This is a genomic window from Salinarimonas soli (assembly GCF_008386575.1).
In the GTDB taxonomy this organism is placed as follows: domain Bacteria; phylum Pseudomonadota; class Alphaproteobacteria; order Rhizobiales; family Beijerinckiaceae; genus Salinarimonas_A; species Salinarimonas_A soli.
The window spans coordinates 90,655-106,309 of sequence record NZ_VUOA01000014.1 but is presented as its reverse complement, the minus strand read 5'-3'; the positions used below and the strand labels follow the sequence as shown (position 1 = coordinate 106,309).

Genomic DNA, 15,655 nt, shown 5'->3' with positions numbered 1-15,655 from the left:
TTGCGGATTCGGCGGGCGCCGCAGCCGATCGATTTCGATCTGCCGCCGGGAATGATACACTCAAGGTCGGATGGAACGAAACCTCTTCCGCTACGTCTGGCGCCACACCCGGCGCGAGCAGCTCACGGTGCTGGCGGTCGTCGTCCTGTCGACGCCCTTCTATTTCGCGTCGCTCGACCTGCCGCGCCGCATCGTGAACGAGGCGATCCTCGGCACGCCCTTCGCGGCGAGCCCCGCCGTGACGGCGCTCGCGCTCACGATCCCGCTGCCCGGCTGGCTGGGCGGCCCGATCTGGCTCACCGACGGCGTGGCGCTGTCGCAGTCGCAGCTCCTGTTCACCCTGGCGGGGCTCTATCTCGCCCTCGTCGTCGTGAACGGTGCCTTCAAGTACTGGATCAACCTCGCCAAGGGGGTGCTCGGCGAGCGCATGCTGCGGCGCATGCGCTACGAGCTGTTCGGCTTCACCCTGCGCTTCAGCCCCGACAGCCTGCGCTCGGTGAAGGGGGCGGAGGCGGCCACCGTCGTGAAGGACGAGGTGGAGCCCATCGGCGGGTTCGTCGGCGAGGCCTTCATCCAGCCTGCCCTCCTGTCGGTCCAGGCGCTGACGGCGCTCGCCTTCATCTTCGTCCAGAACCTCTGGCTCGGCCTCATGACGGCGGGGGTGATCGCCGCCCAGTTCACGGTCATCCCGCGCCTGCGCCGCGAGCTCCTGCGCTTGGGCCGCGAGCGCCAGCTCGAATCGCGGCAGCTCGCGGGGCGGATCAGCGAGACGATCGAGAGCCTGGAGCTGGTGCGGGTGCACGAGACCGCGGGCTGGGAGCAGGCGGAGTTCTCGGGCCGCCTGCACCGGCTGTTCGACCTGCGCCTGCGGATCTACCAGCGGAAGTTCCTGGTCAAGTTCCTCAACAACTTCCTGGCGCAGGTCACGCCGTTCCTGTTCTTCGCGGTGGGCGGCTATCTGGCTCTACAGGGAACCCTCAATATCGGCCAGCTCGTCGCCGTCATCGCGGCCTATCGCGAGCTGCCGCCGCCGCTCAAGGAGCTCATCGACTGGGACCAGCAGCGCCAGGACGTGCAGATCAAGTACGAGCAGGTCATCGCCTTCTTCGGCCCCGACCGCCTCCTGCCGGCGCGAGCCCCGGACGACACGGACGATCCGGCCGAGGCGCCCGGAACGCTCTCGCTGCGCGACCTCCACGTCGTGGACCAGACCGGCGCGCTCGTCATCGACGGTGTGACCCTCGACATCGCGCTGCCCGCCCACGTCGCCCTCGTGGCGTCGGACGGGCCGGCGGCGAGCGCGTTCGCCCGGATGGTCGGCCAGAGGGCGCGCCCGCGCGACGGCTCCGTGCTCCTCGACGGGGTGGAGCTCGCCGACCTGCCGCCGCTGTCGGGGAGCCGCCTCGTCGCCTATGCGGGGGCGGACCCGATGCTGATCTCCGGCACCCTGCGCGACAACCTCACCTACGGCCTGCGCCGCCGGGTCGTGCGCCGGCTCTCCCGGCCGGGCCCGGATGCCGCGCGCCGGCTGGAGGAGGCCCTGCGCACGGGCAACGCCACCGACACGATCGACGACGAGTGGGTCGACGCGAGCCTCGCGGGGCTCGACAGCACGGACCGGCTCGACGAGACCCTCGTCCACCTCCTGCGATCGCTGGGCTTCAAGAAGGAGCTTTTCGCGTTCGGGCTCGCCAGCACGGTGGACGGCCGGCGCTGGGCGGGCTTCCCGGAGCGGATCGTCGAGGCCCGGCACGCCCTGCGCGAGCATCTCGTCGAGCGGGGGCAGGCCCACCTCGTGGCGCCCTTCGACTGGGAGCGCTTCAACCTCCATGCGAGCCTCGGCGAGAACATCCTGTTCGGCGCCCCGACGGGGCCGGCGCTCGCCGGCCGCGGGCTCATCGACGATCCCGGCGTGCGGCGCATCCTCGTGCGCACGGGCCTCCTCGACGATCTGGAGGTCATCGGGGCGCGGCTTGCCGCCTTCATGGCAGGCCTGTTCGAGGGATTGCCGCCGAGCCACGCGCTGGTGGAACGCTACTCGCTCCTGCCCGCCGACGAGATCGCCGAGTTCAAGGCGATGGTGGCGCGGCGCGACCGGGGCGCGCGGCTCGCCCTCGACGAGCGCCTGCGCCTCGTGGCCCTCTCGCTCCTCTACCTGGAGCCCCGCCACCGCCTCGGTCTCCTCGACGACGAGATCCGCCACCGGGTCGTGGAGGTGCGCCGGGAAGTGCGGGCGCTCCTCGCCGCGCGGCCGGACCCGGGCGTCGAGTTCTACGAGAACGACGCCTATGTCCCAGCGGCGCCCCTCAAGTGCAACCTCCTCTTCGGGCGCGTGAACCAGAGCGTCGCGGAGGCGCAGGACGTGGTGACCCGCCTCATCGAGGAGGTGGCGGCCGAGACGGGGCTCGTGCCCGACATCGAGCGGGCGGGGCTCGACCGGCAGGTCGGCCCCAACGGGCGCTTCCTCACGCCGCCCCAGCGCGCCGCCGTCAACCTCGCCCGCGTCCTCATCAAGCGCCCGGCGATCCTCGTCATCGACGGTTCGCTCGCGCCCTTCGGCGAGAATGCGGCCGCGGCGATCCGGCCCCTCATCCGGGGCATGATGGCCGACCGCACCCTGATCGCCGTCGTGCCCACGGCCGCCGCCGTCAAGCTGCCGCTGGCGCTGCGCTTCAAGGGCGGGAGCGCCGTCCTGGAGACGGTCGAGGCCCCGCCTGTGGCGCAGTCCCCCCCGCTCGCGGCGGCGCAGTAGGTTCTTTGGAGGCTGGCTGGGGGCGATTCGCTGCCCCTCATGCTGAGGAGCGCTCGAAGGGCGCGTCTCGAAGCACGCACCACCCTTCCGCAGCCCTCCGGAGACTTCTGGAGCCCCTTTCGAGGCCCCGCGTTGCGGGGCACCTCAGGACGAGGGTGAAAGTGGGAGCAGGATGATGCCAGGCCCCTCATCGATCCCCTCACGCATCGATCGCGCCCGACGCCTCCAGGCCCGCGAGCACCAGGAGGCGCTGGACGAGGGCGCGGGCGTCGGCGTCGGGATCGTCGAGGATCGCGCGCGTCACCGCGTCCATGTCGCAGACGCGGCGCGCGAGGCGGGAGCCGGAGACGAGGTCGGCGATCCATGGCCGGTTGGCGCGCAGGAAGCGCCCGTAGACCCAGCGGAAGCCCTGCTTCTCGAAGCGGCGGGCGGTGGGCAGGGGTGTGAAGCGGTCGAACAGGGCCCTGAGTTCCCGCTTGTTCTCGCGGCCGGCCATCTTGGCGTGGTAGGGCGTCGCCGCGTAGGCGAGGAGGCGGTGGTCGAGGAAGGGGCTGCGGTTCTCCACGCCCGCGGCCATGGCGTTGCGGTCGTTCTGCCACAGCCATTCCTGTAGGCGGCCTGCGCGGGAATCGAGGACGAGGGCATCCTCCAGGCCGCCCCTGAAGCCGACCAGCGGATCCCCCGCCCGCGCGGCCGCGAGGAGAGCGGCGCCCTCCCGGCTCAGCGCGGCCCGCTCGGGCTCGGGCATCGCGTGGATGCCGGGGAGCGGGAGCGCGTCGCGGGCGAGCGCCCCGTCCGACATCGCGGCGAGCGGCGCCGGGAGCATGCCGCCGGCCCGCACGCCCGCAAGCCAGGCCGCGTCGTCCGCTCGCGCGGCGTCGCGCATGGCGAACCCCGCGTAGCGCGTCCAATAGCCCCCGAACACCTCGTCGGCGCCTGTCCCGTCGAGGACCACCCGCACCCCGCGATCCGCGATGGCGCGGTAGAGACTGGGCAGCGCGAGCACGTTGCCGATGAGCGGGGAGGGCTTCGCCTGGGCCCGGCACACGGCGAGGAAGCTGTCGGTTCCCTGGGCTCCGTAGTCGAGTGGGATCTCCACCGCCCGTGCCCCCGTCGCCGCGATGCAGGCGCGGGCGTAAGTGGCGTCGTCGCTCTTGCCGGCGTCGCCCGTGAAGCACGTCACCCGGTCGAGCCAGCCGCGCGCGGCCAGCACGGAAAGGATGAGGCTCGAATCCACGCCACCGGAGAGGAGGAGGCCGATCGGCCGGTCGGAGACCAGGCGATCGGACACCGCCGCGGCGAGGTGCTCGGAGAGATCGCCCGCGGGAGGGGAGGGGGGCCACAGGCCCTCGACCGGCGCCTCGGTGATCGCCCCCGTCTCGAGGTCGACCATGAGCGCGTGGCCTGGGCGGACCTCGCGCAGGCCCTCTAGATGCGTCGAGCCGTTGGGGTCGGGCAGGAGCCAGCCCTCGGCGAGGTAGGTGCCGAGCGCGTCGTCGGTGAGCCGCAAGGCTCCGCCCCGCACGGCCCGGATCGCGGCAGGCTCGGAGGCGAGCACGATCCCGTCCCGGTCGGCGGCGTAGAAGAGCGGCTTCTTGCCGTAGCGGTCCCGGGCCGCGACGAGGCGGCGGCGCCGGCTGTCGAGCCAGACGAACGCCCACATGCCGCGCGCGTCCGCCAGCGCCTCGACCCCGCGCTCGCGCAGCAGGGCCAGCAGGACCTCGGTATCGCCGGAAGTGGACAGGGGGAGGCCGGCGGCGAGCTCGCGGAAATTGTAGAGCTCGCCGTTGTAGCAGAGCGCGTCGCCGTCCCGCCGGAAGGGCTGGCCCGCCCGGGCTGTCGGGTCGAGGATGGCAAGACGCGCATGGGCGAGGCCGATGGCGGGCAGGCCGTCTTGCGCCGGGAGGATCAGCGTGCCCGATCCGTCCGGTCCGCGGTGGCCGATGACGGCGAGCCCCGCCGCGAGCCGGTCCGGGTCGATCGGCCCGCGCCGGGACACCCAAGCCAGGACGCCGCACATGGGGGAACCCTCCGACGAGGCGGGTCTCGCCGCCTCGTCGCGCAAGCTCGACCGGAAGGAGGGCTCCGCGTCAAGCGCAGGCGCCGCCGCGACCGCAAGATCGCGCCCGGCGGAGCAGGATCGCGGGGGCGTCTAGAGCCGGTAGGCGGTGCGGAAGCCGCCCCAATGGCGTCCTGCGACGCGGATCGGCGCGTCGACCTCGCGCAGCATGACCATGTTGCCGCCGCCCATGTCGCGGGCATAGGCCTGGACCAGGAAGGGCCGGGTGGAGCGGGCCGCCGCGATGCCGGCGCGGTCGTCGAAGACGCGCTTGTTGCGGCAGTTCGCGGCGTTCCACACCGGATCGCCCGGGCGCTGCGCCTGCGAGACGCGGCGGTTGTGGACGGGCACGTAGCCGTTCCGGTCCACCGCGATGCAGAAGATCATCCGGTTGTCGGAGACGAGCAGCGGCTCCAGGATCCCCGGCAGGATGTCCTCCAGGACGCGGATGGCCCCCGTCTCGAATTGCTGCGGGTCCGTGCCCGGAAGAGCCCGATAGTCGGTGTCGAACAGGGCCTCGCGGGTGAGGCGCCCGTCGCGGAGCGCCGCCTCGAAGGCTTGCGAGGTGCGCTCGGCGGCGCCCCGGGCCACGTCGATGAGCGGCCGGTACTCGGCCTCGACGCCGCCGACGGTGCGGGCCACGCGCTCGCCAGTCTCCGCGTCGAGACCCTGGAAGCTGCAATGGAGCCCCATGGAGCTGCGGGCGACGACCCGGGCCCGCACGGGGCCGAGCCGCTCCACGTCGAGATCGAGGACCTCGCCCGCGGCGGCGTGCAGGCCCTCGGGCGCCGCGACGAGCACGCCGCCCAGGCCGATGTCGATGGTGCGGGTCGTGGTGCCGCGGACGGCGACGCGAAGCTCGCTCGGGAAGCGGTCGTGCGCCCGCCGGTCGCCCACCTCGTTGGCGCGGATCACCGCGACGAAGCGCTGGCCGAGCGCCTTGGCGAGGCCCGTGGCCTGCGCCGCCGCCTGGGTCGCCTCCCCGGCACGGGCCGCCGCGTCGCTCGCCGCCGCGTCCGCCTCGAGCGCCTGGGCGCTCACCTGCGCCACGAAATCCGACGAGTCGCTCGCCCGCGAGGCGAGGTCGCGAATCGCGGCGCTCTGGCCGTCGACGGCCGCCTGGACGCGCTCGAACACGGGCGCGACCTCCTGGATGCGGGACACCACGGTCTCCACCGCCTGGATCGACGAGCCGGCGCTCTCGCGCAGGCGGGCGATCCGGGTGCGGATGTCGTTGGCGGCGTTCCCCGTCTCGACGGAGAGCGACTTCACCTCCGAGGCGACGACGGCAAAGCCCCGCCCCGCCGCGCCGGCCCGGGCCGCCTCGATCGTGGCGTTGAGGGCGAGAAGATTGGTCTGGCGCGCCACCGCGGCGATCGTGTCGACGATGCCGACGATCTCGTCCGTGGCGCGGGCGAGCTCGGCGATGAGGGTATTGGCGTCGCGGGCGCAGACCACGGCGTCGCCGATGCGGTCGGTGGCGAGCGTCATGGCCCCCGTGATCTCGCCGGAGGTGACGGCGAGCTCCTCCGTGGAGGCGGCGAGCGCGGTGGTCTGCTCCGAGGCGCCCCGGCCCGCCTCGGCGAGCGCCGTAAGGCAGGCCTGGATGTGGCCGAGATCGGCCTTGGCGTCGCCCACCCGGTCGCTGGACACGTCGATCGCCTCGGAGACGGCGCCGATCGCCTTGAGGACGTCGGCCTCCAGGGTATCGATGGTCTCGCCGTCGAGGCGGGCGGGGGCGGCTTGCGTCTCGACCGGGATCGCCTGGACCAGGCCCTCGGCTGCTTCGACCGGGGGGCTTTTCCGCCGCAGGGCAGACAGGGAGATCTGACGCATGGGAATGCCTGTTTATTGGTCAGGGCATCTTTGGGGCCGATGCCTTAACGTCAGCCTAATGATAGGTGATTTTCCAGACCCCCGCCCGCCGAGCCCCGCCGGTCTCGACGGCGCGCCTCATCCGGCGTAACGAGGGCGCCCGATCACCCGGAGCCGCCCGTGACCGCCCCCGGCGAGAACCGCCTGGGCATTCTGGCGATGTGCGCCGCCATGGCGCTGTTCGTCACGAACGATGCCCTGCTCAAGCTCGCGACCGCCACCCTGCCGACCGGCCAGATCATGACCGTGCGCGGCCTCTTCGCCACGGTGCTCGCCATGGGGCTCGTCCTCTCCATGCGCGAGGCGGCGGGCCTGCGGGGGCTGCGCCAGCCCGTGGTGCTCGCCCGCGCGGGGCTCGAGGCGTTGGTGGCGTTCCTCTACATCACGAGCCTCGCCTTCCTGCCGCTCGCCAACATCACGGCGATCCTCCAGGCGACGCCCATCATCATGACCCTCATCGCCGTGGCCTTCGGGCTGGAGCGGGTGGGCTGGCGGCGCTGGAGCGCCATCGGGGTTGGGTTCTGCGGCGTGCTCCTCGTGGTGAAGCCCGACCCCGCCCGCTTCGACGTCTACGCCCTCGTGGCGCTCCTCTCGGCGGCGGGCGTCGCGGTACGCGACCTCATCACCCGGCGCATCGGCGGGCACGTGCCCTCCAGCGTGGTGACGCTGTCCACCACCACGACGGTGGGGCTCTCGGGCGCCGTGATCGGCATCCCGGAGGTCTGGCAGCCGCTGGGGACGGGCCAGATCGCCCTGCTCGCCGCGGCGGCGGCCTTCGTGACGGCGGGAAACCTCTGCATCATCGTGGCCTTCCGGCGCGCCGACGTCGCGGTGGTCTCGCCGTTCCGCTACACCATCGTGGCGATGGCGATCGGGCTCGGCTATCTCTTGTTCGGCGAGTTGCCGGATCTCCTGGCCGGCGCCGGCATCGGGCTCATCGCGGGAAGCGGCCTCTACACCATCCATCGCGAGCAGGCGCGCCGGCGCCTCGCGGAGGCCGCGACGTGACGGTCGAGACCCCTGCCGCGATCGCGAGGCGGCGTCCGCCGCTCCCGATCCTCATCGCCATCTCCATGCTCCAGCCCTTCGCGCTGAACGTGCTCGCCCCGGCGACCCCAGCCTTGAGCCGGGCGCTGCGCACCGATTACGCCACGATCCAGCTCACCCTCACGTTCTACCTCGTCTCCGTCGCCGTGACGCAACTCGTGGTGGGCCCGGTCTCCGACCGCGTCGGGCGCCGCCCCTGCGTGCTCGCCGCCATCGTGCTGTTTCTCGCGGGCTCGGTTCTCGGCGCTTTCGCGACGAGCATCGAGGCGCTGCTGGTGGCCCGCGTCGTCCAGGCGGCGGGGGGCGGCACGTGCTTCGCGCTGTCGCGCGCCATGGTGCGGGACACGGCGTCGGCGGCGGAATCGGCGAGCCTCATCGGCTACATCACCATGGGGATGGTGGTGGCGCCCATGCTGGCGCCGCTCGTCGGCGGCTTCCTCGACGCGCATTTCGGCTGGCGCTCGATCTTCGCCGCCTGCGCGGTCCTCACCCTCGCGGTGGGCCTCGCCGCGGTTCCGCTCCTGCCCGAGACGGCGCCGCACCGGGGCCGGGGCTCGTTCGCCGACATCGCGGGCGGCTTTCCGGTGCTCGTGCGCGACCGGACCTTCGTGGGCTACACGCTCTCGCTCGCCGCGAACTCCGCCGCCTTCTTCGCCTTCATCGCGGGAGCGCCCTACGTGGTCGTCGACGTGATGGGCCGGTCGGCGGACGTCTACGGCGTCTATTTCGTCGGCGTGGCGGGCGGCTACATGGTGGGCAACTTCATCACCGGGCGGTTCGGGCGCCGGCTCGGGGGCGAGCGCCTCGTCTCCTACGGCACCCTGGTCTCGCTGGTCTGCGTCGGCGTCGCCCTCGTGCTCGCCTTCCTGCTGCCCTGGACCCCGGCTACCCTGTTCCTGCCGCTCATCGGCAACTCGGTGGGCAACGGCATGACCATTCCCGGCGCCACGGCCTCGGCCTTGTCGGCCCGCCCGGAGCTCGCGGGCACCGCCGCCGGCATCCTGGGCTCGACCCAGCTCGGGATCGGCGCCGGGATGGCAGCCCTCATGGGGGCGATGGTTCCGGCCTGGCCGCCTATACTGGTGGTTGCGATGTTCGCCAGCGTCGCCCTGGGGCTTCTGTCCTTCAGATTAGCCCTTCGTCGAAAAGCCTAGCATAACGCTTTGCCGCTCTTGTCTAGCAGCCGGGCTTCGGATACCACCCGCGCTACTCTTATGGCACTAGAGCATATCACCCATGCGCCGGGGTCGGGTTCGCCCGCCGGCGTAGTGTGGAGGAGCGGATCTTGACGGGTCTCCTTGGACTGAGCCGCGCCATCGACGCGCTGAACGAGTGGATCGGCCGCATCACCGCCTGGGCCATCGTGGTTGCGGTCGTGGTGTCGGCGGTGAACGCCATCATCCGCAAGGTGTTCGGCACCTCGTCGAACGCCTGGCTCGAGCTGCAATGGTACCTCTTCGGCGCCGTGTTCATGCTGTGCGCCGCCTGGACGCTCAAGGCGAACGAGCACATCCGCATCGACATCATCTCCAGCCGCTTCTCGAAGCGCGCGCGGGACAGGATGGACGTGATCGGGCATCTCCTTTTCCTCGCCCCGTTCCTCGCCGTGATGCTCTACACCTCGTGGCCTTTCGTGGTGAACTCGGTGCGCTCGGGCGAGGTCTCGACCAACGCGGGCGGCCTCATCATCTGGCCCTCGAAGATCCTCATCCTGGCGGGCTTCATCCTGCTCGCCTTCCAGGGTCTCTCCGAGCTCATCAAGCGCGTCGCCATCATGCGCGGCGATCTCGAGGACCATGCGGCGGCGGGCGGCGGCCATGCCGCGGCTGCCGAGGCCGAGGCTGCGCGCCTTCTCGAAGCGCAGGAAGCCGAGCGCCTGCTCGTGACCCAAGCCGATCTCCCGGGCGAGAAGCCCGCCACCGACAAGCTCTGATCCCTCGTAGCGGTCCCTCTCCGGAGCCCCTCTCCCATGGCTGCTTTCCTCGCCCAGAACATGGCGCCGATCATGTTCGCGGCGCTCGTGGTGTTCCTGCTCCTGGGATACCCCGTCGCGTTCGCGCTCGCCGCGAACGGCCTGCTGTTCTTCGTCATCGCCGTCGAGCTCGCGCCGCTCTCGGGGGGCTCCATCACGCTCTCCTGGCCCCTGCTCCAGGCCTTGCCCGAACGCATCTACAACACGATGGCGAACGAGACGCTGCTCGCGATCCCGTTCTTCACCTTCATGGGATTGGTGCTCGAACGCTCCGGCATGGCCGAGGACCTCCTCGACACGATCGGGCAGCTCTTCGGCACCCTGCGCGGCGGTCTCGCCTACGCGGTGATCTTCGTGGGCGCGCTGCTCGCCGCCACCACGGGCGTGGTCGCGGCCTCCGTGATCTCCATGGGCCTCATCTCGCTGCCCATCATGCTGCGCTACGGCTACGACCGGCGCCTCGCCTCTGGCGTGATCGCGGCGTCGGGCACGCTCGCCCAGATCATCCCGCCCTCCCTCGTCCTCATCGTGCTCGCCGACCAGCTCGGCCGCTCGGTGGGCGACATGTACGAGGGCGCCTTCATTCCCGGCCTCGTGCTCACCGCGCTCTATTCGGGCTACGTCTTCCTCACCACGATGATCTTCAAGGACGCGGGCCCCGGCCTGCCGAAGGAGGACATCGGCTTCCGCGAGCCCAACGGCGCCCGTGGCGTCTGGCAGCTCGGCGTGCTCGCCCTCTTCTCGGGGCTGGTGGGCTATTACGTGATGCTGCAGACCGGCATCCGCGCCGGCGCGGATTTCGTGATCCTGCTCATCTCGGTCGCGGTCGTGGTTGCGCTGTTCTGCGCCCTGATGAACCGCTTCCTCGGCGCCCGGCGCGTGATCGTCTCGGGCGTGATCCTCGCGGCGCTCGTCGGCCTCTACATCTACCTGCTCGGGCGGGGAGCCGGCGTCACCTGGCTCGTGCTCGTCGAGATGCTCGCCGCGGCGGCGGCCTATGCCCTGGTGGTCGGCCTCGTGGAGCGCTTCTCGGGCCTTCGCCTCATGTCGCAAATGGCCGAGCAGGTCACCTTCGTCATGGTGCCGCCGCTCCTGCTCATCTTCCTCGTGCTCGGCACGATCTTCATCGGCGTCGCGACGCCGACGGAGGGCGGCGCCATGGGGGCCCTCGGCGCCATCATCCTGGCCGCGATCAAGCGCGTCCTCGACAACAACCCGAAGCGCTTCAACTTCAACCTCGTGCGCCAGGCCACCGAGGCGACGGCGAAGCTCTCCGCCTTCGTGCTCTTCATCCTCATCGGCGCCCGCGTGTTCTCTCTCACCTTCTACGGCGTGAACGGGCACGTCTGGGTGGAGCACCTCCTCACCTCGCTCCCGGGCGGCTCGACGGGCTTCCTGATCGTCGTGAACGTGATGGTGTTCCTGCTGGCGTTCTTCCTCGACTTCTTCGAGCTCGCCTTCATCATCATCCCGCTGCTCGGGCCGGCGGCGGAGAAGCTCGGCATCGACCTCATCTGGTTCGGCGTCATCCTGGGCGTGAACATGCAGACGAGCTTCATGCACCCGCCCTTCGGCTTCGCCCTGTTCTACCTGCGCTCCGTGGCGCCGAAGGAGCCCTATATCGACCGGGTGACGGGGCGGCGCATGGATCCTGTGACCACGGGCCAGATCTACTACGGTGCCATCCCCTTCGTGGTGATCCAGTGCATCATGGTGGCGCTCGTGATCATCTTCCCGGGCATGGTGATGCACTACAAGTCGTCGGCGACTCAGGTCGACCCGGCCGCGGTGCAGCGCCAGCTCGACAACCTGAGCATCCCGGGGCTCGATGCGCCGGGCGGCGGAGGCGGCGGCCTCCCGGGGCTTCCGGCCCTCGACCTCGGCCCGCCGAAGATCCAGTAGGCCTCGCGACACGCATCGGCCCTCCACCTCGACCAGAGGGGAGGGCCGATCCTTTTTCAGGAGCCGGGGCGTGCTCTCCAGGCGCCTCACGCTGAGGAGCCCGCCGCAGGCGGGCGTCTCGGGGCACCCACCACGCCTCGACAGCTGTCCGGCGATCTCCGGAGCGCCTCAGCCCGCCAGCGCCTCGCCCGCCAGCTTGAGATCGGCCGAGGTCAGGCCGTGCCCCGCCGGCAGCGTCTCGTGGCGCACCGCCGCGCCGCTCGCGCGCAGCGTCTCGACGAGGGGCGCGACGCTGGCAGGCGTCGCGATCGGGTCCATGGCGCCCGACACCAGCAGCACGGGTGTGCCGGCGAGATCCGCGGCGGGCGGGCGCGACAGGGGCGTCATCGGCCGCAGCAGCACCGCACCCGCGAGCGCCTCCGGGTGGAGCAGCAGCAGGGCCGCCGCGATGTTGGCGCCGTTCGAGTAGCCCAGCGCCACCGGGGCCGCGAGACCATAGGCCTCGCGCGCCTCAGCGATGAAGCCCGCGAGCTCGGCGGCGCGCGCGATCACGTCCGCCTCGTCGAAGCGCCCCTCCGCGAAGCGCCGGAAGAAGCGCGGCATGCCGTTCTCCAGCACCCGTCCGCGCGGCGACAGCAGGGCGGCGCCCGGCGCGACGGTGCGCCCGAGCGCCAGCAGATCGCTCTCGTCACCGCCCGTGCCATGAAGGAGCAGGAGCGGGGGCCGGGCGGAGTCGGCGGCGGGCTCGAAGCGGTGGATATGGGAGAGCTCGGTCATCATGGCCTCGCGGATTGGGGAGGGCAGGGGAGGACGCGCGGGCCGGGGAGCCCGCGCGTCGTGGCGTCAGTCCAGGGCCGGAAGAGCGGCCTCGATCATGGCGCGATGCGCCTCGTACTGGGGCGGGAGCTTGAGCATGGTGCCGAGTGCGCCCAAAGCCTCGTCAACGGCGAAGCCCGGAACGTCGGTGGCGATCTCGAACAGCACGCCGCCGGGCTCGCGGGCATAGATCGACCGGAAATAGGTCCGGTCCTTCTGCTCCGTGGCCTGGAGGCCGAGCGCCGCGAGCCGTTCGCCCATGGCGGCCTGCTCCGCGTCGTCGCCGGCGCGGAAGGCCACGTGGTGGACGGTGCCCGCCCCCGACGCCCCGCGCGGGAAGCCTGGCGCGACCCGCAGGTCCACGGTCCCGCCCGGCGAGGTGAAGCGCGCGAGGGCGCCGTCGCGGCCGGCGGGCGTGAAGCCCATGGCCTCGGTGAGCACGGCGGCCGTGGGAGCCTCCTCGCCGACGAGCAACGTCACGCCGTCGAAGCCGCGGATGGCGGCCTCCGCCGGGATGTCGCCCGCGGCCCGGCCCGGCTGCGCACCCGCTTCCGGAACGCCGACGATCGCGAGCCGCAGGCCGTCGGGGTCCTGGAACGGCAGAACCTTGCGGCCGAAGCGCTGCTCGGAGGCGTCGTGCGCCACGCCGTGCTCGACGAGGCGGCCGGTCCAGAACGCCAGCGCGCTCTCGGGCACGCGGAACACGGTCTCGTGCGTGAAGCCGAGGCCGTTCCGCCCCTGCCGGGCGCCGGGCCAGGGGAAGAACGTGAGGATCGTGCCGGGCTGCCCCGCCTCGTCGCCGTAATAGAAGTGGTAGGCGCTCGGATCGTCGAAGTTCACGGTCTTCTTCACGAGCCTCAGGCCGAGGGTGCGGGTGTAGAAGTCGAGATTCCGCTTGGGGTCGGAGGCGATGGCGGTGACGTGGTGGATGCCGGGAAGGCGGGGCATGGCTGGTCTCCTGAGAGCGACTACGGCTCAGATGGGAGGGCCGGCGGGGGACGGAAGTCGAGAAAGCACGGTTTGCATCGCTGCAAGCTATCGTCACGGTCTGGTCTTGTTCGTTGCATGGCTGCTCCGGCGGTTCCACGAGCGCCGCCAGAGCCCGGCGGCGCTGCCCATCCGGCATCCCCGCCATTCCACATGCCGTTCGGTTGTCGCCGGGGAAGGGCTCGGCTAAGTACCGTGGCCGTCCCCTTACGTTCGCCTCGCCAGCAGGGCTCCATGTTCGACAAGATCCTCATCGCCAATCGTGGCGAGATCGCCTGCCGCGTCATCAAGACCGCGCGGCGGATGGGCATCAGGACGGTGGCGGTCTATTCCGACGCCGACCGCGACGCGCTCCATGTCGAGATGGCGGACGAGGCGGTGCATATCGGCCCCGCGACCGCGGCGCAGTCCTATCTCGTGATCGAGCGGATCGTGGAGGCCTGCCGCAAGACTGGGGCGCAAGCCGTGCATCCGGGCTACGGCTTCCTCTCCGAGCGCGAGGCCTTCCCGAAGGCGCTGGCCGAGGCCGGCATCACCTTCATCGGTCCCAACCCGCACGCCATCGCGGCCATGGGCGACAAGATCGAGTCGAAGAAGGCGGCGGCCGCCGCGAACGTCTCGACGGTACCGGGCTTCCTCGGCGTGATCGACAGCCCCGAGCACGCGGTCCGCATCGCCGACGACATCGGCTACCCCGTGATGATCAAGGCCTCGGCGGGCGGCGGCGGCAAGGGCATGCGCATCGCCATGTCGGCCGACGAGGTGGCGGAGGGCTTCGCCCGCGCGAAATCGGAAGCCGCGAGCTCGTTCGGCGACGACCGGGTCTTCATCGAGAAGTTCATCACCGACCCGCGCCACATCGAGATCCAGGTGCTCGGCGACAAGCACGGCAACGTGATCTATCTCGGCGAGCGCGAGTGCTCGATCCAGCGCCGTAACCAGAAGGTGATCGAGGAGGCGCCAAGCCCCCTCCTCGACGAGGCGACCCGGCGAGCCATGGGCGAGCAGGCGGTCGCGCTGGCGAAGGCCGTGGGCTACGATTCGGCCGGCACGGTCGAGTTCGTGGCGGGCCAGGACCGCTCCTTCTACTTCCTCGAGATGAACACCCGCCTCCAGGTGGAGCACCCGGTCACGGAGATGATCACGGGCATCGACCTCGTGGAGGAGATGATCCGGGTCGCGGCGGGCGAGCGGCTCCGGCTGGCGCAGGCGGACGTGCGGCTCGACGGCTGGTCGGTGGAAAGCCGCATCTATGCCGAGGACCCGACCCGCAACTTCCTGCCCTCCACGGGCCGCCTCGTCACCTACCGCGCGCCGGCGGAAGGCACGCAGGGCGGGGTCACGGTGCGCAACGACACGGGCGTGGGCGAGGGCGGCGAGATCTCGATCTATTACGACCCGATGATCGCCAAGCTCGTCACCCACGCGCCGACCCGCGAGGCGGCGATCGAGGCGCAAGGGCGGGCGCTCGACGCCTTCGCCATCGACGGCATCCGCCACAACATACCTTTCCTCGCCGCCCTCATGGCGCATCCGCGCTGGCGTGAGGGGCGCCTCTCCACGGGCTTCATCGCCGAGGAGTTCCCGGAGGGCTTCCACGCGCCGGCGCCCGCCGGCGAGATCGCGCGGCGCATGGCGGCGGTCGCGGCGGCGGTGGACCATCACCACAACGAGCGCAAGCGCCGCATCTCGGGCCAGATGCGCCCGGGCATGCCCGTGCGCTTCGACCGCCAGCGCGCCGTGATGCTCGGCGCCGACCGTTACGACGTAACCGTGGAGGACGTGGACGGCGGGATCGCGGTGGCCTTCGAGGACGGCACCGCGTGGCCGGTCGAGAGCGCGTGGCGGCCTGGCAACCCGGTCTGGACCGGCACGGTGGGCGGTGCCGCGATCGCCGTGCAGGTGCGCCCGATCCTCAACGGCTTCTCGCTCTCCCATGCGGGCGCGGGCGCCATGGCCCGGGTCTATACGCGGCGCGAGGCGGAGCTTGCGGCGCTGATGCCCGAGAAGGTCGCGGCCGACACCGGCAAGCAGCTCCTCTGCCCCATGCCGGGCCTCGTGAAGTCCATCGCCGTGGCGGAGGGCCAGGAGGTCAAGGCGGGCGAGCCGCTGGCGGTGGTCGAGGCGATGAAGATGGAGAACCTGCTGCGCGCCGAGCGCGACGGCACGGTGTCGAAGATCCACGCCAAGGAGGGCGACAGCCTCGCCGTCGACGCCGTCATCCTCGAATTCGCCTGACGCGCGC

The 15,655-nt window shown here is 71.5% G+C and carries 9 protein-coding genes and 1 pseudogene; 6 read left to right on the top strand and 4 right to left on the bottom strand.

All coding sequences use genetic code 11. The features are described from left to right. Positions 1-70: 70 nt before the first annotated feature. Positions 71-949, top strand: a pseudogene (locus tag F0L46_RS27585) (ABC transporter transmembrane domain-containing protein); the annotation flags it as partial. A 2,002-nt stretch (positions 950-2,951) separates the two neighbouring features. On the opposite strand, the gene asnB reads toward F0L46_RS27585, so the two are convergent. After that, the gene (gene asnB / locus F0L46_RS06170; protein ID WP_149816177.1) at positions 2,952-4,772 is read right to left on the bottom strand and encodes an asparagine synthase (glutamine-hydrolyzing); all 1,821 of its coding nucleotides are present in this window, start codon (positions 4,770-4,772) and stop codon (positions 2,952-2,954) included. Positions 4,773-4,904: 132 nt separating this feature from the next. Next, positions 4,905-6,647 carry a methyl-accepting chemotaxis protein gene (locus F0L46_RS06165; protein WP_149816176.1) on the bottom strand — a complete coding sequence of 581 codons (1,743 nt, stop codon included), beginning with the start codon at positions 6,645-6,647 and terminating at the stop codon, positions 4,905-4,907. Positions 6,648-6,806: 159 nt separating this feature from the next. On the opposite strand from F0L46_RS06165, the gene F0L46_RS06160 reads away from it, so the two are divergent. The 4 genes from F0L46_RS06160 to F0L46_RS06145 all read left to right on the top strand — a co-directional run bounded on the left by F0L46_RS06160 (position 6,807) and on the right by F0L46_RS06145 (position 11,607). Beyond that, positions 6,807-7,694 carry a DMT family transporter gene (locus F0L46_RS06160; protein WP_149816175.1) on the top strand — a complete coding sequence of 296 codons (888 nt, stop codon included), beginning with the start codon at positions 6,807-6,809 and terminating at the stop codon, positions 7,692-7,694. After that, complete coding sequence (locus F0L46_RS06155) at positions 7,691-8,887, top strand: multidrug effflux MFS transporter (protein WP_149816174.1); 1,197 nt, start codon at positions 7,691-7,693, stop codon at positions 8,885-8,887. Before F0L46_RS06160 ends, F0L46_RS06155 begins: the two co-directional genes overlap by 4 nt. A gap of 131 nt (positions 8,888-9,018) precedes the next feature. Beyond that, positions 9,019-9,666 (top strand): TRAP transporter small permease subunit, encoded by a 648-nt coding sequence (locus tag F0L46_RS06150; protein ID WP_149816173.1) that lies wholly within the window; start codon positions 9,019-9,021, stop codon positions 9,664-9,666. 36 nt (positions 9,667-9,702) lie between these two features. Next, positions 9,703-11,607, top strand: a complete 1,905-nt coding sequence (locus F0L46_RS06145) for a TRAP transporter large permease (RefSeq protein ID WP_149816172.1) — start codon at positions 9,703-9,705, stop codon at positions 11,605-11,607. Positions 11,608-11,775: 168 nt separating this feature from the next. On the opposite strand, the gene F0L46_RS06140 is transcribed toward F0L46_RS06145, so the two are convergent. Together F0L46_RS06140 and F0L46_RS06135 are read right to left on the bottom strand one after the other, a co-directional pair. After that, on the bottom strand, positions 11,776-12,384 hold the full coding sequence (locus F0L46_RS06140; protein ID WP_210247611.1) for an alpha/beta hydrolase: 609 nt from the start codon (positions 12,382-12,384) through the stop codon (positions 11,776-11,778). 66 nt (positions 12,385-12,450) lie between these two features. After that, the gene (locus tag F0L46_RS06135; RefSeq protein ID WP_149816170.1) at positions 12,451-13,371 is read right to left on the bottom strand and encodes a ring-cleaving dioxygenase; all 921 of its coding nucleotides are present in this window, start codon (positions 13,369-13,371) and stop codon (positions 12,451-12,453) included. Between the two features lie 273 nt (positions 13,372-13,644). Between F0L46_RS06135 and F0L46_RS06130 the strand changes: the two genes are divergently transcribed. Continuing rightward, positions 13,645-15,648, top strand: a complete 2,004-nt coding sequence (locus F0L46_RS06130) for an acetyl-CoA carboxylase biotin carboxylase subunit (RefSeq protein ID WP_149816169.1) — start codon at positions 13,645-13,647, stop codon at positions 15,646-15,648. The last annotated feature ends 7 nt before the right edge of the window (positions 15,649-15,655 follow it).